The organism is Oceanobacillus sp. MO10714A (assembly GCF_037072045.1).
Classification (GTDB): domain Bacteria; phylum Bacillota; class Bacilli; order Bacillales; family Amphibacillaceae; genus Oceanobacillus; species Oceanobacillus indicireducens.
In genome coordinates this window covers 1-23894 of the sequence record NZ_JAXHDC010000051.1, presented here as the reverse complement: position 1 = coordinate 23894, position 23894 = coordinate 1, and the positions used below count along the sequence as shown (strand labels likewise).

Below are 23894 nucleotides of genomic sequence, written 5' to 3'. Positions count from 1 at the left end.
AAATTATTGTAAAATTTAAATCGTATTTCGCATTATTCAAAAATACCTTGTGCGTCAACTGGTAATTCCCTAATATGTTTAAGGAATTCCGTCATTTTCTTATCGTCATTTATTGGATATGTAAATAATAATTGTTCTGCAACATCTTTTGCTAACACTCTAAATAATTCGCAAGCTACAAAAATTGAGTTCCAAAAATTCTTATAGTTGTAGTCAGAATAGGTCTTTTTATACATTTCCCAATAGGGATCAGGGAGGTACTGTTTAAAATACTTACCCATCTTTCCCACCGAAATTTGGAAATCATATTTTATGCCAATCCACCAAGAAACCATTTCATCTAATCTATCCCTTATTACAAACTCAAACATTTGTTTTGCATATGGCAACTCATCACGCCATATTCCTTTTCCTACGTTCTGCAGACACCACCAAAAGTCATTACAACAACTCATAAAGAGAGGTTCTGATGGCTTCTTTACCCAATAATCCTTATCTATAGGTTTTGGAATATCAGGGAGGATGCTGTCTTTATCCAATAAAGGAATCGTAAGTTTTTCCTTTGTATAGTTCTCAATCATAGCTTCTTTTGTCTCAATATGTAAGTCGATTCGATTACCATCTGTAAAAAGCATTAAATATCCATAAGACTTTTCAAATTCAACATCTAGCCCTATACATTTATCGTTTTCATCGGGTTTTTGAATCATAATTAAATCCCCAAAAATATCGATCCATTTCTCATTTTTTATGAATGAAGCTGTTTCTGTAACTACGTAAACAATATCATAATCCTGGAAGATATCCTTTGGGGCTTTAGGATTGGTTCTTGATCCATTCATATAAACGGCTCGGATGCGTTCGTCTTTTTGAGCTGTATCTATTATTAGGTCAAACATTTCTTTTTCAGTTCTCATGTGTTATTCCCTCCTATAGAACCTCCATAAACTTACATAATAATGTCCAACACCTCAATTAACTTCTTCAGTACTTCAACAAAAATGCCCAGAACAAAAGATAAAAAGGTGCTATAAGGCAAATCGCTAAAAGAAAGAGTGAAACTGCAAAAGGAAAGGCAGACTCAAGTCCTGCTGCATTTCTTAACAACGCTTCGTTAGCCATAACAAAGGCTATAAAGCCCAGGTTTTGAATAAGCAACATCACTTTTCCAACTCTGGCAAACTGGATTTCTTTATTCGCTTCCGTTAAATTAACATAGTTCATTTTTTCCGGGTTTTTGACTAATAAGCCAATGAGGAACCAAATGAGGATGCTTAAAACTGGCATTACGAATAAAATGTATTTGGAACCCCAATTATCTGGAGTCTTACCAGTGAAATGGATGGCGTTCTGACTTGGGATATCTGACCAGAGATAAAATAAATTGAATATATGATAACCGAAAAGTAAAATGGAGATGGTGGAAAGGGTTATTTTAAAACGCTTGTTTCTCATTTTACTTTTACCCCGTTTTAGACATTTTCCTAGGCTCTATCAACCCAATCTTCGCACTGACAAACTTCACAAAAATTGCTGCCTGAATTTCTCCTCCAGTATACAAAAAATCCAATATTTAATAATCTTTGTTACAGTGCGGTTTTGAGTTTAGGCGAAATAATAAAAAATATATTATTTCTTATTGAAGTAACCATCCATTAGTGCAAATCCATATCTATAAGGGGAAAGTCATGGTGACTGTTCTAAGGTTAAAGCCCAATTTCTCATAAAGTTTAATGGCTTGATTACCCGCAAATGCACTTAGACGAACCTCAGGGTATCCATTTTCTCTTAGTTCATCAATAGCAGTTCTCAATAATTGTTTAGAAACTCCACTTCTTCTAAATTCTTCCAAAACAAATAACTCATAAATAAAACCATTCATCTTATCAGTAAATTGGTCTCTACTTTCCCCTATAAGGATCCAACCCATTAGTTTACCTTCTTCAATTGCTATTAAATAATAGCTTCCTTTTTCCAATAATGGTTCAATAAGACTTTTAATTTTTTCATTTGTGGGTCTTACTTCACCTAATGTGCCATCGAATAAGGCCTGCGGAGATAGTTGAATAATCTTTTCAAGTTCAGAACCATTTGGTCTTCTAATATCCATTCTAAAGTATTTCACTCCCTTTAATCCGATTTCGGTTAAATTTATTCCTTTTTTAACAAACATGCCCTATTGAATATATTCGACAAAAAAGGTGCTTCTCCTTTTTCAGGATTGCACCCGTTAGTGAATTTTCACTTCCACTCTTCCGCCAAAATCCCGTAAATTATTTGATCTTCATAATGGTCATTTAACCATTCTGTTTTTCTTATTCTACCTTCTTCAATAAAACCAAATTTTTCGGGTATAGCTCTGCTTCGCTCATTTCCAGCAGCTATATAAACTTCAATCCGATTGAGTGAAAGTTCTTTGAATCCATAATCTATCACCGTTTTGTAGGCCCTAGATATTACGCCCTTGCCTTGAAAGCCCCTACCTAGCCAATAACCTAATTCCCCTACATTATTAAATTTATCAACTTCATTAAATCCAATCGTACCTGCTATTCTTCCTTTATATATAATTGCAAACCACTTAGGATATCCACCGTTCTCCACTAATCCTTCGATTCTTTGTTTTAAGCTCTCATTTGTATCGTTTTGACTTTCGACAGCTTCTACCCAAGTGATCCATTGTTTTAAATGTTGCTTTGAGTCAACTATTAAATGATAATACTCCTCTGCATCATCCTCCGTAAACATTCTCAAAGAAACATCATTATCAATCTTATATTCAAACATATTTTCTCCTCCTGCAATTGCTTTTATAAATTTCTCTATTCACTGATAGTATTAGCAGAAAATCACAGCAACTATTTGTTAAATATCACTAAGAACAACTTCTCTGTTGTTAAACAATCCTGTCCTGTTAATACGATAACCAAACCATGCACCAGATAGCTTACAGGAATCTATCTAAAATCTTTAATTCCACTTTCAAATGCCTCTTTATCGTCATTCTCAATCCCGTGCAATGCTTCTTGCAAAGGAAACGTACGCTTATAGAATTTAACCCGTTCTGATAGCTGGTCACCGTTAGGATATAGGCTTATACACATATCAAAAAAGTCTCTACCATAGCTGGAGAGTATTCCCGCAAAATCATAAGCTGGGTCTCCTAATCCAGAACCACCAAAATCTATTATCCCCGAAATTCTACTTGTTTCCGGATTCCATAAGATATTAGATGCACCAAAATCTCCGTGTATCAGTGTGATATCTACTTTTGAGAACGCTTCCCCTTTTAGGAACGTTTCAAATGTGTATGTTATTTCTTCTTGAGCGTCTTTTCCAAAATAAGGAAATAGCTTTTTTTGAATCCTATCATACAAGTTATACATTTCTATACGAGGATTACGAACCTTTAGTTTCAAATCTCGACTTACTTTTTCTTCTGAAATCGCATGTAATTCTATAAGAAAAGAAACAAATTGCTTTGCTACTCCTTTAACCAATTCATAATTCTTAATACCTTTTAAACTTTCCTTCCACAAAGGAACACCAGCTATTAGATTATAACCAGTAAAGACCTTACCTGGTTCTAACCCTTCAAAGGAATGATAAATTGGATTCGGAATAGGGGTCGAGATGATATCTTTAATGTAATTCAAAATTTCCGTCTCTCTTTTTAATTGAAGGATTCCATTTTTATATTTCGGAAATCTAAAAACCAAAGATTCGTTTACAATGAACACGTCGTTATTTTGGCCAATTTCATTAAGATAAAACTGTTCAATTGGGAGGTTAGGATAAACCTTTTGAATGTGTTCAATAAAGCTATTCTTCATGCAGCCCCACCCTTTTAGTCACTTTTTATTTAAAATTGCAAAAACTCTTGTTGAATGAAGCTACCCCATTTGTTAGAAAAGACAATAGTACTCAAACAATTAAAGCATTTTCTAATTTTAAGCTTCGTCCTTGAAAAATAACTGTAACCTCTATAAATGGTAATTTTGATATTTCCTTTATCTTAATCATATTTTTCTAAGTCCAGTCCATTTTTTCTCAAGTATATCGAGATCCTCTCTAGATGTATGAAAGAAGTATAGTTCCCGATTAGGCTTTTGCTTGTGTAATTCATTGTGGAGACGGAATGCGTCCATTGAGTCGTCAAAAGTATCTATTACGGCTATGTCATCTACTATGCGATAATTACTATCTGAGTGAGCTTCGATTGCTTCAAATACAACCCATTTATCAGGATATGCTTTTCGAACTTCTTCCCATAACATATATACTCCCCCTCGTATGAAATAGAAATTTCTTATTATCATTTTATCAAAAATTTTTTCATTCACATCAATTTCTTTATTAAAGATAAGCACCTGTTAATTGAATCTAAGTTAGATTAAAAAACTAAATATTCTTCTTTCTAAAGAAATTAGAAAGAAGGAGTAGAATTATCCCTGTTATCATTGATGGTGAGGAAATGGATAGAATTCTTCTGGAATATCTTCTGCCAACACACCTATCCACTCATTAAACATAAATCCAAGCATAAATAATAGAAAACCTAACCAACCAATTACCTTCCCAAACTTAGTATGGTTTTTCATCATATTTAAACATCATCCCATTTCAACTAAATAATAATCAATATTTTATAATTAGCTATCCTGCCCCATTAGCACAATAACTTAGCGTAATTCTAACATTGAGTACCGTTCGATTCATCAAGCGGATTTCCAAACGTGCAGGAATAAATAAGACCATTCATCCCTTAAACAATTAAACCACCTGCTCTCTCCAGTCTCAATCGTTTGTTGAACAAAACCTAAACAATTTTCTACCTGTATTTTACCATAAGAACACTTTATCCTTCTTGCACTAAACTGCCCTATACTTCAACAAAAGAGTTCGATCTCCTTCTTGAAGAAACGCACCTGTTTGTTTAAGTCATACTTTCATATAAAGTGAAACTTCAGTAGGGTTTTCTTACCTTTCCTTACCTCCCCCACTGAATGTTAGATGAACAGAGTCAGGGATTTACGGACTGTATATTCCCCACCTCCACATGCTGGGCTTCCCTCCTGTTTAGAGGTGGGTATTACAGACTATTAATGCGTAATAAATTGTAACCATTATAAAACTAACCTATACTCATAAATACCCTCTCATTCTGATCACCTTCCCACCAACTTCAGAACCCGTTTCCTCCATTCCTACTTTGCGATAAAATCTAATAGCACCGGTATTTGTTGGAGAAACCCTTAGATGGTATTCATTAACTTTATTTTTTCCAAAAAACTGTAGTGCGTAATGATATAACTTTTCCCCTATGCCATGCCCACGTTTTTCAGGTATTAAATAATACAAATGTACATATCCTATATTTTTGCCTTCGTATTCACGAATCGATAGTTCAAGCTGTCCGATATATTCTTTGTCTTCTTCAATTAGAACAAAGCCCTCTGGAAATTCAGCTATTTTTTCTTCCAGCCATCTTAAATAGTCCGTTGCAATAAAGTTTGAGGCATCACCGAAGCTTACTCTAAATGAATCTTTTCGAAATTCAACTACTTCTTTATGGTGTTTTTTTATATCAATTCCGATGAATTTTAGCACGGCTATTCCCCCCTAACCAATCCAAATATCAAGATTAAAATTACTACTCTAATTGCCATTCCAGAACAAATCCTTAATCTTTATTTCACTTCCAAATTCGACTCCCCGTCATCCTCCCGATAAAACCCTTGCTTGTCAGGTTTCAATACAGAAACGGAAAAAATTATCGATGCAACTAACATCACGAGAGCCAATGTAACAATGGTCATTCGTAAGGAAACAAGATCTGCCACAACACCAATTGCTAAAATAAATATTACTTGGATCGCACTTTGAATAAGCTGATAAATACTTGTAACTCTGCCCATCACCTCGATCGGAACGTTATTTTGATAAAAGGTCATGATTCCTGCATTAAGGAAAACATTGAAGAACCCTAAGATGACAAAGCCAACAATTATGGAAGCGAACGACCAGGAAAATGCATAAATCACGTAACCGACCGTCCACATAATCAATCCGATCACTATCATATGGCGCAATGACATTTTATTCGAAAAAATCGTTAAAAGCATTGCCCCTACGAGCGATCCAATGCCTGTAATACTAATCAATAAACTATATTCCAATTCCGAAAGACCGATGACCTGCTGCGTAAAAACAACCTCCTGAGCATCCATCGCAAAGGAAAAGATCATAATGATAATGGATCCGAGATAAATAAAAGTTACATACTTATTTTCCCTCATGAACTTTTGCACAACCGTAAAGTCACGGACGACTTGGGAAATAGTTAATGCGGGGATAGCTTCTTTATCAATCTCTTCTTTTTCCGGTAAGAATAATAATAAGATTGCTGCGAAGATAAAAGATACTGCATTTATCCACAAGGTAGCTTCAACCGAGGTGGATAGGATCAATGCCCCTCCAATGGCCGGACCGATAATAAAAGCTCCAGAATCGACAAATGACCGAACAGAGTTAAAGCGCTTCCTTTTTTCTGCCGGGATAAGAATCGCAACATACGTCATGGATGCAGGATTATAGAAAGCTTTCCCGACACTTAAAATTACGAGAATGCCATAAATTACTACCATGTTTGGAGCATATGGGATTAAACAGATGAACAATCCCCGCAAAATAAACGTGGCTCCCATTACTTTTCTCTTACTCCGGTAATCAATGAAACTTCCTGTCCAAAACTTCGTAACGATATTTGTTAAGGGGCTGATGATCCAGAGACCAGCTACTGCCGCTGCGGAACCAGTGAGCTGGTACACCATGATGTTTATCGCAACAAGATGGATAAAGTCTCCGATATTTGATATTCCGATTGTTATTAGTAGCAGTGCAGGATGTTTCCAGCTTTTTGGATTTTTTATAATGCACACCGCCTTATAGTTAAAAATGCTTCTTCAAACCAAACATTATATTCTGAATATATGAGGTAACTCTTTTGAATTACCCCGTTTACTATTGGCTTCCTCTTATTTTTCCATAAAACTCTTTACGCAAATGGATGACAAGCTCTTTATTCCTAGTTGGTAAACCATCGTTCCCTCCTTTGTATAAGACTCTTTGTTTGCAAACTCATCTTGAATTGGGCGAGTTGAAGCCACCTCATGAATGATTTTCTTGTCACCTTCATAGTGATAATCCAAAATAGAAACTAAAAGAAACTGACTAGAAAATAACTGTTCGAGACTCAAATAGCAGCATGAGTTGCTCTCTTCTACCAATTGTGGTAATAAATTTTTTAAGACTAAGACTATATTTCTAACAATCGCCTTAGCTGTCGGTTTACTTGCTGTTGCTGGGTTTGCAGAAGCCGGAACTGCTTACACTAACTATAATACAACAGTCGGTAAATTTAATGGAAGTGGTTACACAAGCTATCAAACTAAGGCATCTTCGGGAAAATATGGTAATCTAAGATCCACTTCGGTAGGAGGTTCTTATACGGTTGATGCTAGGATGCAAGCAAGCTCTGGCACAGGGGCATGGGTTAGAAGCGTAAATTCTAATCAAGTCCGAAATCTACCAAACTCTGTTTCAAAAGGAAATAGAGCCCGCGTTCAATTTAGTAATGATCTAACAACTCCGGTAAACGTTCAGGTAACTGGTAGTTGGAGAAGTAATTAATAATATTAGAGAGAGTGTATGTAACGGTACACTCTCTTATTTTATTTAACGATCAAGTGACTCCAGTTTATGATTATTGATTCGAAATACATGGTCACAAAGAAGATTTATGTCTTCCTTATTATGACTTGTGATTAAAATAGTCCGCCCTTCTTCTTTGTAAGAAAGGAGTAAATTACGAATTCGTTCTACACTTTCAGCATCTAAGGCATTAAATGCTTCATCCAAAATAAGGACTTTTTGATCCTCCATAATAGATTGGGCAATTGCAAGTTTTTGCTTCATGCCCAGGGAATAATTTTTAACCTTTTGTTTTGCCTGCGGTTGTAACCCAACAATTTTCATTGTTTCTGATATTTTATCATCATTTATCTTCCCCCTAATTAATGCCAACTCTTTCAGGTTTTGAAATCCTGTCTTGTTAGCAATATATCCTGGACGATCAATAATAATACCAAAGTTTTCAGGGAACCTTTTACTTTTACCCATTTCCAGTCCATCAACTAATATTTTGCCGCTATCCGGAAAGACGAAACCACATATCATTTTAAATAAAACAGATTTACCGGATCCATTTGGGCCGACAAAACCGTAAATTTTCCCTTGCTCAATACTTAAATCAATATTATCAAAAAGAGTTAATCCTTTGTACGACTTACTTACATTCCTCAATGAGATAACAGACATGCTTTCACACCTTCCAATTATATTTTTAAACTCCCTCTGAAAAGAAAATGAATGACACAAAGTAAAATTAAATTCATTAAAAGAAGGATAGATGTTAAATAGTACGGTGAATAATTTAATAAGTAACTCATACCGTTTAAGCCTACTGGAATAATAGCATGTGTATTAATGCCGGGAAGCATTAACACCATAAATACGCTAATTAAAATCAACCCATGTATTGATTCTTTACTTATCCAGGAAACAATAAAAATTGCTAATACATAAAACCCAACTTGTAAAAAACCATTAACAAAAAAGTGATACATAACCTCAAACATTGGATTTGTAAATATCGTTGTATAGAAATTAGCTTTCACATCAAATAAAGCTGCTATAATAAGAGAAAGGCCCATTAATAATAATAGAAAAGCTACAATATTTATTAATAATTTCCTCATCCAACTCCAGAACCACTTGTGTAAACTCTGATACCTTATAATCTTGTAATATCCTAGTTGACCAATCTCATTACTTAAAAATAATTGTATTAAGTATATAAACCCAAAGAAAATAATTGTATAAGTAAAGAAAGAAAGGTAAGAAAAGCTTTCAGCACTTACACCAATAAAGGATACTATCCAAACATCCCATACGGTTGTATCAACTGAACTAGATGTAATATTTGCCGATGAGATAATTCCTATAATACAAAGAAACAAATAAATAGCTCTTGGAAAGTATGGTCTTATTAATTGTATATATTTTTTCTTGTTTATATCTATAAAAAAGTGTAAAAATAAAAATAAAACTGCACCAATTATGCCGACAACAATATAATTTATAGTTAGAGAATTAAAGTTATTAATCCCTTGTGTAATTGACAAATAACTAGTTGGAGATAAGAATAATAATTCTTCTGGAATTAATTTAAATCCTATGATACATCCCAGAAAAACACCTATACTAATTAAAAGAATAAAATTTTTGCTTTTAGTAATCACATAAATGGTTGCCAAAATCACATGTAACAAAGAGATAGCAATAAGTATTAAAGTGATTTGTGATGCAAAAGCTGTCACCGGGCTTGTAAAATAATGTGCTAAATCAGAAATGGGATTCGTTATATGATTAGTTCGACTAAGTTGACTCCAATTTCCGGAAAGTGGGAATCCGATCGTCATAAACAACGAAATAAATATCCATAAAAGAAAGAGTGGGGAACTCCTCACCCAAAACTGCTTTATAGAGTTGAATACCCATTGTCTATAAGACCCCAAACGAATTAATATTTGATAATCGAAATCTTTTAAGATGGATTTAAACGAAATAAAAAGCGTTATAGGAATTAAAAAGTATACGATAAGATACATATCAGTAAGTAACCGAAGGGTAAAATCCCAATTATTAAAAGTTTTATTCAATTCGACTGCTGTTACAGCAATATCCCGCTTTAATAAAACGCTATAAAAGTAAAATACTACTCCTGCTGCAATCCATCTAATATTAATTACATCCCCTAGATAATCTTTGAAACGATAGCTACCTAGATTCATACCTTATACCACCCAGTCTTTCCGTTTTTTTAATACGAATGCATAAATCCCTAATAAAATAATTAGCAAAAAGCAGAATGGAACCATTATAGTCCAAAAAGGCTGCTCCTCTATATTAAAAGGGAAAATCGTACTTAATGGAGAAAATTGAGCAATATTCAACACACCTGTAATAAAATTGAATACGTGATAATAAACAAAAGGTGCAGATAAGGCAACAAAAGGATTTTCTAGCACAAGTAACAGCATGAAAGCGATTGTAGAGTATACAATTGCATTAATAGAAACCCACAAAGCATAAGTAAAGCAATAAACAAAATCACCATACGATAAAAGGCTTGAAAAAGTAAAAGTGGGAATAAATGCGTTTTCATCTATAGGCGTGTAATAAATGATACCTAGATGTGGCTCTACATAGACAACAAAAATGAAGGTAAAGAAAATAAGCGAAAAAATTACCACACCTGTTAAAAAAGCATTTATTATACCTTTGCTAAGTATATAAGTGTTCAAGGGTATTCGCGATTGTGTGTACAAAATAAAATTGTTTCTTTGCTCATGTAAGAAGGATGGCAAATAAATAATAATAGCCAGAGCTGGAAACAGCAATGGAACAAATGCTGATACTGTTTCCTGAAACACTTCAATCGGCTTGTAAAATTGATATCCTTCACTTATTACATAAAACCTTACTGCTGGTAATATAACTATTATAGACAACCAAATCAACAAGTTTCTAAAAGTTAAGGATCTTTTCATTTCAACTAATAACTGATTTTTTAGCATTTCGGCACCTACTTTGATATGGTTTTGAATGATTTTCAATTATCTTAACGGCTTCTTCATAATTTATATTCAATATCTTTAACTCGTTAAAAAATTATCCAGGGCAGTCTGAATTAATTCTGAACGCATTTTTTTAATTTGAGAAGGGCTAATTTTAATATAACTGGGCTTATTATTATCGGTGGCAATTATATTTTGCTTTTCTAATTCAGTGAGTGCCTTTTGAATCGTATTCAGATTAACCTTAAGCAGAGAAGCTAACTTTCATCTAGATGGCAGTCTTTTACCGGTATTATATACCCCATTTATTATCTGGGCTTTTATGTGATGGACAATTTGAACATATACTGGTTCAAAAGTGTCGATTTAATACTCATATGTCTCTTCCATGGGTATCTTTTTTCGCTGCTTTTTTAACAAAAACAACAAATATCCTAAAGCATTTAATAATACCAATAATGTTATCCAAAGTATTGTTAAATGATCTGTGTGATATAATTGGATTAAGCCCCATAAAGTAAATAAAATATAATAAGCTGTAAAGCCAACAATAAATAAAAGAAAGCCAATTGTTCTCACATCAACAACTTCTAATGATATAAGAGTGTGTTCCATGCCATAAAATGCTTCTCTTTTAAAGAGTGAGGGCACCCACTGATTTTTCCCCCTATAAGTAAGATCAGGACTACCGATTCTTGATTGTTCTGTATTATATAAATATGCATTTATAATAGAAGGCTCTTCAGTAAACGATTGTTCAAAGTTCTTGCCATTTAGTTGTGTTAAGTTTTTTTCAATCCCATATCCAATTTCGGCGAAATGCTCATCATGAACATTTCCTATATATAATAAAATAATGAAACTAGAACCGCCAATCAAGAGGCTTATTAAACCTATTGTAAGTAACCATTTAGCAAATGTTTTTTGGCGTATTTTCATAAGTGAAATTAATTTTTCAGCTTGTTCAAATCCACCATAACGTTCAACCGCAATTTCAAAAGCCTCATTTTCTGAATATCCTTCACACTTTATTTCCTTTATCGAATCATACAAGTGCGTCCGAGTTTCTTCTTTCAATTCTATTGTTTCTGGATGATTCGGATTTGCGTTTTTGTACAGCTTTTCTACGTATTCATCAACTTTTGTCATATTATCCCCCTTTACTTCAAAAAAGTGTCGATGTTCTTTTTTATAAATTCCCACTCACTAACTTTTTGTTCTAATTCATTTTTACCCTTATCGGTGATTTGATAATATTTCCTTCGCCCACCGGAACCTTGTTCATTTCCCCAATAAGAAGTCACCAACTTTTGTTTCTCTATCCGCTTTAAAGCTAAATATAAAGTGCCTTCCTTTAATTCAAAAGCCCCAGCACTTTCAATACGAACTTTTTTTACTATTTCATAACCATACATATCACGTTTACTTATGAGTGAAAGAACAAGCATATCAATATGCCCTTTAAGCAATTCTTTGCTAATTTCCAAATATGCACCTCCTAAGAAGGCTAAGGTTTTCCGGATAATAATCTTATAAAGATTGTATCACAAATACTCTATAATGCAAGGTATTATTTTCACTTCTAAAATAATAGTACGACATCCATTTTAGTTTTGAATAATCTAGATGCCTTTTAAGCGTTTACAAAAATGCACATTTACAAACAGCCAATAATCATCACTTTCGCTGAGATTATGAGTACGTAAAAACACTTCCAAAGACTCTGCTAATTTTCATATGTTTTCGCGAAAAAATTTTAGTATAATAAACTGAACTTTCACAGAGTAATTAACAAGCTAATATTAAAGTCAATCGAGGTCTTGAAATGCTCATTACACTCATTCCCTTTTAAGAAAGGGTATCATATTCATTGGTCGGAGATAGCTATTTTCAAATACTTCCCACAATAGGAAGAGCCGTTTTTTATTTCCTAAAACGGCTTTAAAATCATCAACGCTATAATGATAAGGAAAATCACATTAATAATCCGTTCATAAAAGAATAATTCCTTCGATAAATCGTAATACACCTGAGGGATCTCGTCTCCCTCTACATCGACAAACAATTGCTTGATCGGCTTCGAACGTGGACTGAGCACGACCGGTCCCATCACAAGCGCAACAAGGAAGAGTACGAGACTAACAATATACCAGCCTTGTCTGAACCAAAACGGATTCAGAGCGCCCATCCATAATCCGGTGACAAGTAGTAACGTTCCGCCTACCATTGTAAATATATGTAACGAATTTCTTACTTTAAAAGAATGCCTTAACTCCGTCATCGTAGCTGGTTTCGATAGCGTGACGACAGCAGTCATTACCATGCCCGGCCCCATCCCGAGAATAGCTGAGAAAATATGTATAAACACTAGTGCGTCGTAAAGCGTCATTTATGTAGCCTCCAATTCTTTTACCTACCTTCTATTTTATCTGCATTTCTAGGAAAAGTCAGTGATGAACCTCACAAACTATTTGATTTCCATGTGAATTGCTTTATCATTCATCCTGAACTACAATCAATGAGAGAATATATTAAACAAATAGGGGACCTGAAAAAATGGAGAAGACATATTTAGCGAATATTATTCGGGAGCGAAGGGCGATTAAGAAAGGGTATAACGATAAAACGGTCACAGAAGAAATCGTGCGGGAATTATTGCAGGATGCGCGCTGGGCACCGACTCATGGGATGCGCGAACCGTGGCGCTTTATTTTCGTTGGAGAGGAAGAGCTGCCGGTATTTGCAAAGCGAGTAGCAGCAACATATCCAGAAGCAAGACAGGAGAACCGGGAGAACTATTTGAACGAACCGAATGCAATATTAGTCGCTGTGATGGATGTTCCGGAAATGGAAAAACAGTGGGATGAAAACTTCGGAGCGATTGCAACGCTGATTCAAAACTTCTGGCTGCTCGCTTGGGAGAAACAGCTTGGCGTCGTTTGGAAAACAAATCCGCATATATACGATCCGAAAGTAAAAGAGATTCTTGATGTTAAAGATAATGAAAAAATTGTCGGCTTTATCCACCTCGGGTACTTTGACGAAAAACCAACACCAAAAGAACGAACACCACTCGAAGAAAAATTCACCCGCTTCAAAGCGTAAATGAAACTGGGACATGGGGTCAGAGACCCTGTCCCAGTTTATTTTTTCCCTCGACGCCTTTTTGCTTCTTCATAATCTTCTTTCGTAATCTCACCTTCTTCGTAACGCCTTTTCATGATGTCGAGCGAATCAGAAGGACCCGCCTCCGTTGAATTACCGTTTCGAAAGCGGATGAGAATAACAACAATGATTACGAGCACAACCGCAGTAACAATCAATCGGATAATCATAGCTTCGGGCATAATCGTATACCTCCTGTTTCAATAGGACCTAGGTGTACTTGTTCGGGTACTAATGGAGCGGTGAATAGTACATGTATGTTCATATGTCAGTGGTCGTTTTTGTGTTTAATATTCGGGGAAGTGATGACTGTTATCAGTTCTTTTCGTTGAAGGGCAGTGAGCGAGCTTGTCAATAACTTTTCCGAAAATAGCTTATTGCTTGTGGGGACTGATCCAGACTATCACTGCCCTCTTCAACAAATACTAGCACCAACTGGAACTGGTTATGTGAATTTACGCCTTAACTCGGATGACCCAAACTGGGACAAATGCTCTGACCCCATGTCCCGCTATTTATATTTTTGTTCGCTTTGGGAGTTGTCTTTTGTTTTGTGTTTGTCTTTTTCATCTTCTTGTTCGATTTTCAAATCTTCGAGAGGGATGTCATCAACATGCTGCTGTTGTTTGAATTCATCAAGCTCATTGCGGCGCTCTTCATTCCATTTCGGCTTCTTTTCTGGGACTTTTTCAAAACTTTTATCTTTATCATTCATTACGTTCACCTCAGATTCTTTTTTCTAATCATTTTCCCGCTTTAAGTCCACATAAACATTAAACATGGTTTAAGCACACTTCCCTGTTATAATAATAAAATAAATCTTACATTTGGAGGTCATAGCATGCGCGTATTCCAAGAGCTTCATTCCATTCGAGAAATTGACGACTTCATCAATTGCCACCCCTTATCTTTCCTATATATTTCACGAACCAACTGCAGTGTCTGTCATGCCTTACTCCCGAAGGTGCAAAGCTTGCTGGAGAACTATCCCCAGATTCATCCCGCTCACATTAATGCAGATGATGTGGAAGCAGTGGCTGGGCGCTTTTCCATCTTCACCATTCCCGTTCTCTTATTGTTTGTGGAAGGGAAAGAATATATTCGGGAAGCAAGAATCGTCCATATGGATTTACTCGAGGAAAAGCTTGATAAAATATATAAAAACGTGGCTCTAGACTAATGCTAAAGCCACGTTTCTCTTTACCGTTTTTCTTCAATTGAATTGATTTCTACATGATAAACATGCGTCTCTTTCGGCACATCGGTAAGCTTGATTTCTCCTTCATAGACTATTTCACCACTTACGAGGTCAACCTTAAACAACTTTTTCTGATTTCCATCTTCTCCTGTATTACTATGGAAATACAGATGATCCCCTTTAGGGTATACTTCGGAAAGTCCACTTATAATGTTCTCGTCAAAGCTGATGTCCTTTTCCTTACCTAGCTTATTTTCCTTCAAATGATATGGATAGTATTTCAGCCCATCAGACGTGAAGCTTATAAAGTAAAGTTCTTCCTTTCCGATACTCGTATAGTTCATCGGATAGATCACTTCTTCTTCCCAATCTTGCACTTCCTCCATATCGTCTTGCTCTGCCGCCCTGTATTCTTCCTCTGCTGCTGCAAACTCTTCCGGAACTTTAATGTTCTGCTTCTCTTTTGTCTCTAAATCATAAATAAAGTATTCTTCCCCAACTAACTCTGAAGTATACATCTCTTCATCCCATTCGATATCCTCTACTCTAACAATGAAATACCCTTGTTGTTGAATCCCCAGCCCATCATTTAATACATAAAAATAACTATGGGCTGAATCACTCACAATGGCACCCTGGTCCTCAATTGTTTCATCACTCAGCGAAATTTCATAGACATGTAATTCCTGTTCCTCCATAATATAATTAACAGTTGCCACATAAAGTGTATCATCAAGGAGCTGTACTTGTTCTACATACGAGTGATCCGTTCTTTCGCTATCCGGTATATCCACTTTAAACGATTTTCTTTCCCGACTTTCTCTATCCAGTACATCCACCTCAAGTTCGTTTGACTCAAAGTAAATATTTGATGGTCCGGCATATGCTATCCGCTCCCCATCATCAACAAATCGAGTTGGATCTTCTTCCTTCCCTCTCATAAAATTCCGTTCTTCATTCATCAGCTGCTCCATTTCCTGTGTTTGGAAGAATGTATTAAATTGTTCTAAGAAATTCCGATCCCTAGAATACTTAATCCCATCTGTACTAAGTCTAAACGCTTCCCAAACGGAACTCCTATCCGTCAAATAATCACCGTAAACAAAGATATCTTCCCCGTTCTCTTCATTACCTGAAACATTCACCAACTCAAACTGTGGTAAACTTTCCTTAGCAATTGCGTGATGCACATATAAAACGCCAAATGTTATAACAATAAAAATTGGCAGAATTACGATTTTCCAATACTTCTTCACAAAGCTCCCCTCCTATACCGTGACTTTTTTATTCAATAAATAATTGCTGACCCAAATGCTCATCCCTGTAACAACCACCCACAATAAGACTTCAAGAATAAATAATTCGATTGGATATAAATAGCTTTTTCCTAAAATCATCTCCACGACAAACGGCGCAAAAAAGACAACGAACGCTATAATTGCATAACCAATCCCATACGCAATTCCTTTAAACCGGTAACTTCTTTCAAAAAGAATTGCCGTGAATAAAATAAACACAACCATAAAGCCAACCCCATAATGGATTAAAAATTGAGTAAAGCTCGTTGGGATAATTATACCCACTGTAAGCCCACCGATTGCATTCTCAATAAACTCCATAATTCCTAGATCCACTCGCAAATTAGCGGGAACTATCCATTTCAAAATATTAGACCCTACATTTAATAAAATAACCTGCAAAGCGACAAGCCCAAGCACCATCAGAAAAATAGCACTCGCCTTCGCTAAATATATATTAAGCCTCGCTGTTGGCAGCATGAGCAGTCGGTAAATGAACGTATTCTTCCCCAACCAATCCCGATACCAGATGAAGAAGGAATAAATGATTAAAACCGCCGCAGCAAAAATGATAGGCAGGTTAAACCATTGCGAGTATTGCAAATCCAGTAAGCTCAAATGTCCGTATTGCTCAATAAACTGCTCTGTCGTCATACCGCTCGTATATATTTCTTCGTTAAATAGGTTCATATAATTTTTTGCAACGCGTACCGCACCGATTAGCTGAGAAGCAATCGTAATTCCTGCAAGAATGAAATAGATTTTAATAAACCGGCCAAGCTCGAAATTCACTAACTTCAAATAATTATTCATCCGCGATAAACCTCCCTCATCACGTCAACTACCGATTTTCCTTCCACTTCCCGCATCTCTTCCGTTTCGAATTCCTTAAACACAATCCCGTCATCAAGGAGTACAACTTTATCGATAATATGTTCGATATCGTTTATTTCATGTGTCGTAATGATAACACCGCGGTCCTCGACTAAGTGACTCGTGAATACATCGGCAATTTGCTCCCGGCTGAAGATATCGATTCCGGAAAAAGGCTCATCCATTAATAAATAATCTACATCAAGAGCAAGCCCTAACAATAGATTCGCTTTTGCCACATTCCCTTTCGATAGACTTGAAATGCGATCTTCCTTTTTCAATTTAAAAAACTGTAATAATTCCTCCGCCCGTTCATTGTTCCAGCTATTGTAAAAGTCCTGCATAAATTGCATCGCTTCCTCGATTCGCATATGAGGGAGCATCGTGATCGCATCTGGAATGAAAGCCACTTTTTCATATGTTTCCTTTGTAAGCTTCTCGCCATCAATTAAAATTTCACCACTCGACATAGGTGTGAGGTTTACAATACCATTTAAAATCGTTGTTTTCCCGACCCCATTCACACCAATCAGGCAAGTGATCTCCCCCTTATTCGCTGTGAAAGAGACTCCTTGAAGTACTTTTTTCCTGCCAAATTTCTTCGTCACATTCTTCACTTCGATCAAACCTGTCCCCTCCTCTGTTCTTCATATTTCTCTTGAATTAGCCCAATCAATTCATCGATCGGAATATTAACCGGTTCAACAGCCGCAATCAAGCGATCCACTGCACCTTCTATTAGCTCTGTACGAAGATCACGTAATACTTGCTCATCCTTCGTAATGCGACTCGGATTATTTCCCTCTGTAAAAATCAAGCCCGCTTCCTCCATTTCCTTATATGCTCGTTGTGCCGTATTCGGATTAATTTTCAACTGATTCGCCAGCTCGCGACGGGATGGAATTTCTTGTCCCAACTCATACTTGCCACTCACAATTTGCTCTTTGAAATGCTGTACGACCTGTACGTAAACGGGATCCCGTTTATTAAACGTAATCTTCAATATAACCCTCCTCATTTCCTGAAGTTAATATCTTTTATGTCCTTTTATGTATTAAACACTTAATACACTGAGGGTATAATTGTGTATTAAGAAGTTAGTACACTAGGTGTAAACAGAGCGTATTAAGCACGCAATACATCCGATATGCTGTATTATATGCTTAATACACGTAACTGTCAATCTCTTTTTTAAAATATATTTCCCTTTCTCCTAAACCCTCGGCCGCGGAGGTTTATGTTACAATAAACTTTATGCAAGATGAAACGATTAGAATTAAAGGGAGTTAATATAAAATGAAGTTGGTCTCATGGAATGTGAATGGAATACGTGCTTGTGTCCGGAAAGGATTCCTGGATTACTTCGAGGAGATAGATGCAGACATCTTCTGTATTCAGGAATCGAAAGTACAAGCTGATCAAATAGATTTGGACTTAAAAGGCTATCATCAATTTTGGAACTATGCCGAGCGGAAAGGCTATTCTGGGACGGCTGTTTTTACGAAGGTTAAACCAATAAACGTCCGTTACGGAGTTGGTAGTGAGGATTCGGAAATCGAAGGTCGCATCCTCACGCTCGAATACGAAGATTTCTATCTCGTTAATGTGTACACGCCAAATGCAAAGCGTGATTTAACACGGCTTGAGGAGCGCCTTGAATGGGAAGATAAACTATTTGAATACCTGCGTGAACTTGATGCTTCAAAACCAGTCATCTATTGCGGCGATTTAAACGTTGCGCATGAAGATATCGATATTAGAAACTTTAAGACGAATAAAGGTAACTCCGGCTTTACAGTAGAGGAACGGAGTAAAATGACGCGAATCCTGTCCAATGGTTTCATTGATACATTGCGGTACTTCCACCCGGATACGGAAGGGATCTATACCTGGTGGTCGTACATGAAGACGGTTCGGGAGCGGAACATTGGCTGGCGGATCGATTACTTCATCGTTTCGGAGCGGCTAAAAAACGCTCTTGTTCAGTCCGTGGCACATCCGGATGTGATGGGGAGTGACCATTGTCCGATTATGCTGGAGTTGGACGCGGAAATGTTAAACAAATAACAAACGTTATTATATCCTCATTCATTTTTAAAGGAAAAAGCCATTTTGATAATTTATTAGTCAAAATGGCTTTTTTAATAAATATTCGTTTTAATCAACTCAAAATTCGTTATATCAGCAGTGCCTCGGTTCGTTATATGAATTTCAGGGATAACAAGTAGGGCAATGAGAAAACATTCATAAATGGTGCATAGACACTTGAGCCAATTTGTTTCCACGCTTATTCAAGCTCGGTTACTTCAAGACTGACCTAACAACTTCTGTATCATGTAGTTCAGTGATTCAAGGTCACTTAATAGAAACGCTTGGCCATATTCCCAAGTTTATACATTGATTCGGTAATTTGAACCTAAAGCATTACGCAGATTTTTGTCAAAGCATTCATCGAATGAATTTACGTCAATCTTCTCACAAATCCTCTTTAAAACCACCCTGCAGACCTTGAGCACTTAAACTGTTCCTATCCACTTTATAAGCAAACGACCACGTATCCCTTTCCTCTCCTTTCTCCCACGTTTCCGTGAAGGTAACGAGATACGTTTCTTTGCCAATTTCTTCTACACTCGTTTCTTTTATAACGCGATAATCCTCAATTCTTTCTTCCCACTTTCCAACAAACTTAGGGAAGCCTTCCGTAATTGAATCTTCATCAGAAGTTGCCTCGAGAATGGCATCTTCCTCTGTAAATGGTGGCAGGGGAGGTGAGATAATCTGTAAATAACCCCAGCAAATAACAATGGTAGCGATTGGTATAAGGAAGGCGGCTTTCATACCTTTTGCCTTTTTCCTTCTGCCCTGTAACCATTTATCGATAATCCCATAGAGAATCGCAGCCATCATTCCATACAAAGCGGCCAATAGATTATGAAACAGGATACCATTGGCTAATCCAAATAAGCCAAGAAGCATTACATACAACCAATCATACTGTTGAAACCACTTTCTCTGTAAAAGTTCAATCACCACGGATACAATATTTCCATATAAAAGGATGATTAATCCGATATACATTGTATAAACATAGAACCAACCGAGGAACTGATTTCCTTGATTATATTCCATTTCAGAGCCAAAATTGATCGTGAAAAGAGCGAAAAAAATGGAAAGAAGCGAAGTCGTAACAAAAGTCGTAGTTAACTTCCTAAAAATAAGTATTCTTGTCCCCCCTTTCATACATATCCCCTAACATCTAAATTCTGTATGGAGAGCTAGTTCCTTTCTTAGTTGCACTCTATTCATAAATAATATCATAATACCTTAAATTTTATTTGTTATTTCACACAATTTTTTCACTGATAGACTTCATAAATCCCGAACGAACTAGAGACCGGAATAAACAGGCGATTAGAGCACTTTTATTCACTCAAACGAATTCGAATCCAGCTCTAACGGATGATTACAGCACCTAATTTGCCCGAACCCTCAAATCTGGTTCAAACGGGGACGATTTAAGATTTACCCTCGCCCGACTTCTACAGGCTGCAAAAATTGAATGATCTTAAAAATGAATAACGAAGAAATAAGATCATCATACAATAATCTCATCCTTATAAATTCACACTGTTATTTAGTAAAAATCACATTTTTAATTTAGCCACCCCTAAAGCAAGGTGATCCCATAGCAGCCCTTCAACTCTCTCCACTAGGTCATCCGGACAATTAATCACTAGTATTACTTCAGCATACTTTCCCCTCGAAACCCTTTTTCTTTTATATACAACCTTATTAAGAATATAATCAATTATAAATCCAATCATAAATCCGATTGCCCCATAAATTAATCCCCAAAAAATCGGGCCCCACTCCAATACAAAGCCGATACTTGTTCCAATTACAGAAAATGCTGTTCCAATTGCGGCCGCCTTATCAAATAAACTAATACCATCTGCTCGGTGAAGTGTATCGAGTAGTTTTCTTTCTTGCATCCGGTTTATCAGTGGTACCGCAAGAATATTTTCACTACGTATTCCCATTTCCTCGATTGCGGTGATCACTAGTTCAAGATATATTGAATGCTCAAATGTAGAAAAAATTTGCAATCTATTTCACCTCGTAAGATCTGGAATTTTAAACGGAGATTGTTGATAATTTTGCTGGAGAAATTTTCGTTGTTCGCTTTCAAACAACTTGTTATTTTCCACTGTATTCACATAAGCATCATACACGGCAAACGAGAAATACGAAGGAATAAATAAAAACCATTGCGGGTTAAGTGATGCTGTCGCCTGTTTAATTTCTCCTAGGAAAAGGAAATGGACAGCAATAAGTGCATTCGAATAATAAACAAAAATGATAGAAAAAATTAGCATAAGAGCAGCTGTTAACCCCCGGTGTATATATAATTGCCCCAATCCCGGGGTGAAAATAGACCATAATACCGCCATCAATGGACTTCTTTTATCCAAATAATTAATTCCTACAGAGCCAATGGCATAAGAATTAAAGCTGGCATTTTCACGTTCAGCTAATATGAAAATCTTATTCAGATCTACTGTTGTTCGGTAACTATCCCATATAGCGAAAATATAGACCGGTAAGTATAAAAGAAGTACTCTTGGCTCGAGAACCTCCCTTGCCATCTGAAAGTTACCGGTAAAAGAATACACAATAGCCAGGTTCAAATGAGACATATTATTCACGATAATCTCCCAGAAGAAAAAGGAATACCCTCTCAGGTACTTGGATAAGAGTAAATGGCCACACCCTGGGAACGCAGCAGACCACCAGGCATTAATATAAGGATTTCTCAGATGAAGTTGCGTAGTGCTATATAAACTAACATGCGCTTTATAACGTCTCGCTGTATTATCATTATTATAATTGTTCATTTTCGTGGCTCCTTAGGGAAATGATCAAACCCCTTGCTCTCGTCGATTCCACGGATCCATTTATAATAAAGCAATATTATGCAGAATAATATGGGATAAACGAGAGCGGAATATGTCAATTTCCACCAACCATGATGAAAGAATCCCCATGGTCCAGGCAGCATGGTTAAAGCTTCAAAAACCGTAATGATTAGGGACCAGAGCAGAATATATAGTACGCGCTTGAATCGAGAGCTTTGAGTTGGATATCCATTTAAAAATAGAAGAGCAGCTGGCGGGGATAACAGAGCAACCGGAAGAACATCCAACCATTGAAGTCCCCTGTCGAAATACCAATATGCCCCGTATTTCACACTCAAAAAGAGATCAACTGATAAGTGAAAAAGGATAATAAAAACACAGATGTGAACGATATGACTTTTAGCGAGTCGCTTCACCCATAAAAATGCACCCATGTTTAACACAATGATGGCAATAATAAGTCCAAGCATAAAGAATAATCTCCTTCTCTTTAAAGATTATTCTTTGCTAATTCATCACGGAGTATTCGAGCTCCCGTGATCACTTTTAATTTAGGAGCATCCGCTCAAAAAGGGTGAACCAGGAACTTGTCCCAATCCACCCGCTTTCCTTATTTATCCTTACTGCTTTATCTTCTGAAAATAATCAATCATCCCTAGCGCACTAATCTGTACATCCAAGTTAATAATAATGTACACCTCATGGTCATCCTGGATGCCTAGACCTCTTAAATGTTCCTTTACCCTTTTCATAATTCTGCGAGCGATTTCATTATAGTCGCCGCCTTCATCTACAACTTCTTCCGCGATTTCCACATAAATATCCAGCCACTGTGCCACTTGCTTCAACGCTTCCTTTGGATTTTCCGTCATACCGAAATGACCGAAGTAAATTCGGTCGACATCTTCTTCCGCAAAGCGATTAATTGAAGCATGCATATCATTCGGATTGAAATGGTTTGGTGATGTCGTTGGTAAGTATAACTCCACCCCATCTTGCAGTAATAATTCATAACGGACTCCCGCTGTATCCCCTGTGAACATTCCATTACTTACCGGATCAAAAATGCTGAAGTGGTGTTTCGCATGTCCCGGTGTGTCCCAAAATTCCAATGTGCAATTCGGTCCAATATCAAGCGTGTCACCTTCAGATTTCTCAACTACTCTATCCGCCGGAACCGGAACAATCGGATCATAAATTTCCGAGAAACTTTCACCATAAATCGCCCGCGCACCTGCCGCAAGCTTCGTCGGATCGATCAAATGTCTCCCGCCGCGTGGATGGACAATCAACGTCGCATTTGGACATTGCTGAAGTAAAAAGCCTGCGCCACCCGCATGATCGAGGTGAACATGGGTAACAATAATATACCTCACTTCCGCAAGGGATCTACTTAAGTTTTCAAGCCCGCGCTTAATATATTTCACCGACGGACTCGGCCCCACCTCAATCAATGTCAATTCCTTTTCCTGAATGACATATGTACCTGTCCTGCTTGGTATGTCCATATCAAACCCATCAATCAACGAAATCCGTTCATCCAACTGGATCGGTTGCTTTTCCTTCACGGTACATCTTCCCCCTTATTCTTCAACTATCCCCATCATAACAAAATTTCAAGTAACCTGTATAAAATGAAACTCATTTAATTGAAGCTTTGTACTTTTCTCACGGAATGTTAGTTAGATCAATCAGGGGGTTAGCGTCCGTTAGCTCCTGCTTAAAAAAGATTACTTCTTTTTTA

General features: G+C 36.6%; 30 protein-coding genes and 1 riboswitch. Of the genes, 3 read left to right on the top strand and 27 right to left on the bottom strand.

Annotated features, from left to right (window positions below):
- Nucleotides 1-32: 32 nt before the first annotated feature.
- The 16 genes from SPD53_RS17140 to SPD53_RS17065 form a co-directional block, all read right to left on the bottom strand.
- The gene (locus SPD53_RS17140; protein ID WP_188857195.1) at nucleotides 33-917 is read right to left on the bottom strand and encodes an aminoglycoside 6-adenylyltransferase; all 885 of its coding nucleotides are present in this window, start codon (nucleotides 915-917) and stop codon (nucleotides 33-35) included.
- Between the two features lie 67 nt (nucleotides 918-984).
- On the bottom strand, nucleotides 985-1455 hold the full coding sequence (locus SPD53_RS17135; RefSeq protein WP_156856077.1) for a DUF1648 domain-containing protein: 471 nt from the start codon (nucleotides 1453-1455) through the stop codon (nucleotides 985-987).
- Nucleotides 1456-1672: 217 nt separating this feature from the next.
- On the bottom strand, nucleotides 1673-2110 hold the full coding sequence (locus SPD53_RS17130; RefSeq protein ID WP_336253286.1) for a GNAT family N-acetyltransferase: 438 nt from the start codon (nucleotides 2108-2110) through the stop codon (nucleotides 1673-1675).
- A gap of 131 nt (nucleotides 2111-2241) precedes the next feature.
- Nucleotides 2242-2787: a GNAT family N-acetyltransferase gene (locus tag SPD53_RS17125; protein WP_156856078.1), complete on the bottom strand. Its 546-nt coding sequence runs from the start codon at nucleotides 2785-2787 to the stop codon at nucleotides 2242-2244.
- A gap of 170 nt (nucleotides 2788-2957) precedes the next feature.
- Nucleotides 2958-3833, bottom strand: a complete 876-nt coding sequence (locus tag SPD53_RS17120) for a phosphotransferase family protein (RefSeq protein WP_188856611.1) — start codon at nucleotides 3831-3833, stop codon at nucleotides 2958-2960.
- A 186-nt stretch (nucleotides 3834-4019) separates the two neighbouring features.
- The gene (locus SPD53_RS17115; RefSeq protein ID WP_336253285.1) at nucleotides 4020-4343 is read right to left on the bottom strand and encodes a hypothetical protein; all 324 of its coding nucleotides are present in this window, start codon (nucleotides 4341-4343) and stop codon (nucleotides 4020-4022) included.
- Between the two features lie 114 nt (nucleotides 4344-4457).
- Nucleotides 4458-4604: a hypothetical protein gene (locus tag SPD53_RS17110; protein ID WP_336253284.1), complete on the bottom strand. Its 147-nt coding sequence runs from the start codon at nucleotides 4602-4604 to the stop codon at nucleotides 4458-4460.
- Between the two features lie 541 nt (nucleotides 4605-5145).
- Nucleotides 5146-5610 (bottom strand): GNAT family N-acetyltransferase, encoded by a 465-nt coding sequence (locus SPD53_RS17105; protein WP_336253283.1) that lies wholly within the window; start codon nucleotides 5608-5610, stop codon nucleotides 5146-5148.
- Nucleotides 5611-5690: 80 nt separating this feature from the next.
- Complete coding sequence (locus SPD53_RS17100; protein ID WP_336253282.1) at nucleotides 5691-6941, bottom strand: MFS transporter; 1251 nt, start codon at nucleotides 6939-6941, stop codon at nucleotides 5691-5693.
- 96 nt (nucleotides 6942-7037) lie between these two features.
- Entirely contained in the window at nucleotides 7038-7259 is a 222-nt protein-coding gene (locus SPD53_RS17095; protein ID WP_336253281.1) for a hypothetical protein, read from the bottom strand.
- Between the two features lie 478 nt (nucleotides 7260-7737).
- Nucleotides 7738-8379 (bottom strand): ABC transporter ATP-binding protein, encoded by a 642-nt coding sequence (locus tag SPD53_RS17090; RefSeq protein WP_336253280.1) that lies wholly within the window; start codon nucleotides 8377-8379, stop codon nucleotides 7738-7740.
- A gap of 17 nt (nucleotides 8380-8396) precedes the next feature.
- Entirely contained in the window at nucleotides 8397-9914 is a 1518-nt protein-coding gene (locus SPD53_RS17085; protein ID WP_336253279.1) for a hypothetical protein, read from the bottom strand.
- Between the two features lie 3 nt (nucleotides 9915-9917).
- Nucleotides 9918-10739 carry an ABC transporter permease gene (locus SPD53_RS17080; protein WP_336253278.1) on the bottom strand — a complete coding sequence of 274 codons (822 nt, stop codon included), beginning with the start codon at nucleotides 10737-10739 and terminating at the stop codon, nucleotides 9918-9920.
- A 327-nt stretch (nucleotides 10740-11066) separates the two neighbouring features.
- Nucleotides 11067-11849 (bottom strand): permease prefix domain 1-containing protein, encoded by a 783-nt coding sequence (locus tag SPD53_RS17075; RefSeq protein WP_336253277.1) that lies wholly within the window; start codon nucleotides 11847-11849, stop codon nucleotides 11067-11069.
- Nucleotides 11850-11860: 11 nt separating this feature from the next.
- A complete protein-coding gene (locus SPD53_RS17070) occupies nucleotides 11861-12187 on the bottom strand; it encodes a PadR family transcriptional regulator (protein ID WP_336253276.1) in 327 nt (108 codons plus the stop codon).
- Between the two features lie 443 nt (nucleotides 12188-12630).
- Nucleotides 12631-13089 carry a DUF2269 family protein gene (locus SPD53_RS17065; RefSeq protein WP_188856615.1) on the bottom strand — a complete coding sequence of 153 codons (459 nt, stop codon included), beginning with the start codon at nucleotides 13087-13089 and terminating at the stop codon, nucleotides 12631-12633.
- Between the two features lie 167 nt (nucleotides 13090-13256).
- On the opposite strand from SPD53_RS17065, the gene SPD53_RS17060 reads away from it, so the two are divergent.
- Nucleotides 13257-13805, top strand: a complete 549-nt coding sequence (locus SPD53_RS17060; protein WP_188856616.1) for a nitroreductase family protein — start codon at nucleotides 13257-13259, stop codon at nucleotides 13803-13805.
- Between the two features lie 38 nt (nucleotides 13806-13843).
- Here SPD53_RS17060 and SPD53_RS17055 read toward each other — a convergent pair whose 3' ends face one another.
- On the bottom strand, nucleotides 13844-14047 hold the full coding sequence (locus SPD53_RS17055; protein ID WP_229782608.1) for an SHOCT domain-containing protein: 204 nt from the start codon (nucleotides 14045-14047) through the stop codon (nucleotides 13844-13846).
- 329 nt (nucleotides 14048-14376) lie between these two features.
- Complete coding sequence (locus tag SPD53_RS17050) at nucleotides 14377-14580, bottom strand: hypothetical protein (protein WP_156856083.1); 204 nt, start codon at nucleotides 14578-14580, stop codon at nucleotides 14377-14379.
- Nucleotides 14581-14706: 126 nt separating this feature from the next.
- Between SPD53_RS17050 and SPD53_RS17045 the strand changes: the two genes are divergently transcribed.
- Nucleotides 14707-15045 (top strand): thioredoxin family protein, encoded by a 339-nt coding sequence (locus SPD53_RS17045; RefSeq protein WP_188856617.1) that lies wholly within the window; start codon nucleotides 14707-14709, stop codon nucleotides 15043-15045.
- A 20-nt stretch (nucleotides 15046-15065) separates the two neighbouring features.
- On the opposite strand, the gene SPD53_RS17040 is transcribed toward SPD53_RS17045, so the two are convergent.
- The 4 genes from SPD53_RS17040 to SPD53_RS17025 are packed head-to-tail and all read right to left on the bottom strand — an operon-like array spanning nucleotide 15066 to nucleotide 18237.
- Entirely contained in the window at nucleotides 15066-16319 is a 1254-nt protein-coding gene (locus SPD53_RS17040) for a hypothetical protein (RefSeq protein ID WP_336253275.1), read from the bottom strand.
- A gap of 12 nt (nucleotides 16320-16331) precedes the next feature.
- The gene (locus SPD53_RS17035) at nucleotides 16332-17174 is read right to left on the bottom strand and encodes a hypothetical protein (RefSeq protein WP_336253274.1); all 843 of its coding nucleotides are present in this window, start codon (nucleotides 17172-17174) and stop codon (nucleotides 16332-16334) included.
- On the bottom strand, nucleotides 17171-17860 hold the full coding sequence (locus tag SPD53_RS17030; RefSeq protein ID WP_188856620.1) for an ABC transporter ATP-binding protein: 690 nt from the start codon (nucleotides 17858-17860) through the stop codon (nucleotides 17171-17173). Before SPD53_RS17030 ends, SPD53_RS17035 begins: the two co-directional genes overlap by 4 nt.
- Nucleotides 17857-18237, bottom strand: coding sequence for a GntR family transcriptional regulator (locus SPD53_RS17025; RefSeq protein ID WP_188856621.1), 381 nt, complete (start codon nucleotides 18235-18237; stop codon nucleotides 17857-17859). The genes SPD53_RS17030 and SPD53_RS17025 overlap by 4 nt, the downstream gene beginning before the upstream one ends.
- Nucleotides 18238-18530: 293 nt before the next feature.
- Here SPD53_RS17025 and SPD53_RS17020 point away from each other — a divergent pair, with 293 nt between their 5' ends.
- Nucleotides 18531-19301 (top strand): exodeoxyribonuclease III, encoded by a 771-nt coding sequence (locus SPD53_RS17020; RefSeq protein WP_336253273.1) that lies wholly within the window; start codon nucleotides 18531-18533, stop codon nucleotides 19299-19301.
- Between the two features lie 250 nt (nucleotides 19302-19551).
- Nucleotides 19552-19653: riboswitch (purine riboswitch) on the bottom strand.
- A gap of 56 nt (nucleotides 19654-19709) precedes the next feature.
- On the opposite strand, the gene SPD53_RS17015 is transcribed toward SPD53_RS17020, so the two are convergent.
- The 5 genes from SPD53_RS17015 to SPD53_RS16995 form a co-directional block, all read right to left on the bottom strand.
- Nucleotides 19710-20474: a hypothetical protein gene (locus SPD53_RS17015; protein ID WP_156856090.1), complete on the bottom strand. Its 765-nt coding sequence runs from the start codon at nucleotides 20472-20474 to the stop codon at nucleotides 19710-19712.
- A gap of 404 nt (nucleotides 20475-20878) precedes the next feature.
- Complete coding sequence (locus tag SPD53_RS17010; RefSeq protein WP_336253272.1) at nucleotides 20879-21340, bottom strand: hypothetical protein; 462 nt, start codon at nucleotides 21338-21340, stop codon at nucleotides 20879-20881.
- 6 nt (nucleotides 21341-21346) lie between these two features.
- Nucleotides 21347-22129: a hypothetical protein gene (locus tag SPD53_RS17005; RefSeq protein ID WP_188856624.1), complete on the bottom strand. Its 783-nt coding sequence runs from the start codon at nucleotides 22127-22129 to the stop codon at nucleotides 21347-21349.
- Nucleotides 22126-22620 (bottom strand): CBO0543 family protein, encoded by a 495-nt coding sequence (locus SPD53_RS17000; RefSeq protein WP_188856625.1) that lies wholly within the window; start codon nucleotides 22618-22620, stop codon nucleotides 22126-22128. The genes SPD53_RS17005 and SPD53_RS17000 overlap by 4 nt, the downstream gene beginning before the upstream one ends.
- 150 nt (nucleotides 22621-22770) lie before the next feature.
- Nucleotides 22771-23718: an MBL fold metallo-hydrolase gene (locus SPD53_RS16995; RefSeq protein ID WP_336253271.1), complete on the bottom strand. Its 948-nt coding sequence runs from the start codon at nucleotides 23716-23718 to the stop codon at nucleotides 22771-22773.
- Nucleotides 23719-23894: the final 176 nt, after the last annotated feature.

Coding starts and splice junctions, on each gene's coding strand:
- SPD53_RS17140 (WP_188857195.1), bottom strand. CDS start 917: ATGAGAACTGAAAAAGAAATGTTTGACCTAATAATAGATACAGCTCAA.
- SPD53_RS17135 (WP_156856077.1), bottom strand. CDS start 1,455: ATGAGAAACAAGCGTTTTAAAATAACCCTTTCCACCATCTCCATTTTA.
- SPD53_RS17130 (WP_336253286.1), bottom strand. CDS start 2,110: ATGGATATTAGAAGACCAAATGGTTCTGAACTTGAAAAGATTATTCAA.
- SPD53_RS17125 (WP_156856078.1), bottom strand. CDS start 2,787: ATGTTTGAATATAAGATTGATAATGATGTTTCTTTGAGAATGTTTACG.
- SPD53_RS17120 (WP_188856611.1), bottom strand. CDS start 3,833: ATGAAGAATAGCTTTATTGAACACATTCAAAAGGTTTATCCTAACCTC.
- SPD53_RS17110 (WP_336253284.1), bottom strand. CDS start 4,604: ATGATGAAAAACCATACTAAGTTTGGGAAGGTAATTGGTTGGTTAGGT.
- SPD53_RS17090 (WP_336253280.1), bottom strand. CDS start 8,379: ATGTCTGTTATCTCATTGAGGAATGTAAGTAAGTCGTACAAAGGATTA.
- SPD53_RS17085 (WP_336253279.1), bottom strand. CDS start 9,914: ATGAATCTAGGTAGCTATCGTTTCAAAGATTATCTAGGGGATGTAATT.
- SPD53_RS17075 (WP_336253277.1), bottom strand. CDS start 11,849: ATGACAAAAGTTGATGAATACGTAGAAAAGCTGTACAAAAACGCAAAT.
- SPD53_RS17065 (WP_188856615.1), bottom strand. CDS start 13,089: ATGACGCTTTACGACGCACTAGTGTTTATACATATTTTCTCAGCTATT.
- SPD53_RS17060 (WP_188856616.1), top strand. CDS start 13,257: ATGGAGAAGACATATTTAGCGAATATTATTCGGGAGCGAAGGGCGATT.
- SPD53_RS17055 (WP_229782608.1), bottom strand. CDS start 14,047: ATGCCCGAAGCTATGATTATCCGATTGATTGTTACTGCGGTTGTGCTC.
- SPD53_RS17050 (WP_156856083.1), bottom strand. CDS start 14,580: ATGAATGATAAAGATAAAAGTTTTGAAAAAGTCCCAGAAAAGAAGCCG.
- SPD53_RS17045 (WP_188856617.1), top strand. CDS start 14,707: ATGCGCGTATTCCAAGAGCTTCATTCCATTCGAGAAATTGACGACTTC.
- SPD53_RS17035 (WP_336253274.1), bottom strand. CDS start 17,174: ATGAATAATTATTTGAAGTTAGTGAATTTCGAGCTTGGCCGGTTTATT.
- SPD53_RS17020 (WP_336253273.1), top strand. CDS start 18,531: ATGAAGTTGGTCTCATGGAATGTGAATGGAATACGTGCTTGTGTCCGG.
- SPD53_RS17015 (WP_156856090.1), bottom strand. CDS start 20,474: ATGAAAGGGGGGACAAGAATACTTATTTTTAGGAAGTTAACTACGACT.
- SPD53_RS17005 (WP_188856624.1), bottom strand. CDS start 22,129: ATGAACAATTATAATAATGATAATACAGCGAGACGTTATAAAGCGCAT.
- SPD53_RS17000 (WP_188856625.1), bottom strand. CDS start 22,620: ATGCTTGGACTTATTATTGCCATCATTGTGTTAAACATGGGTGCATTT.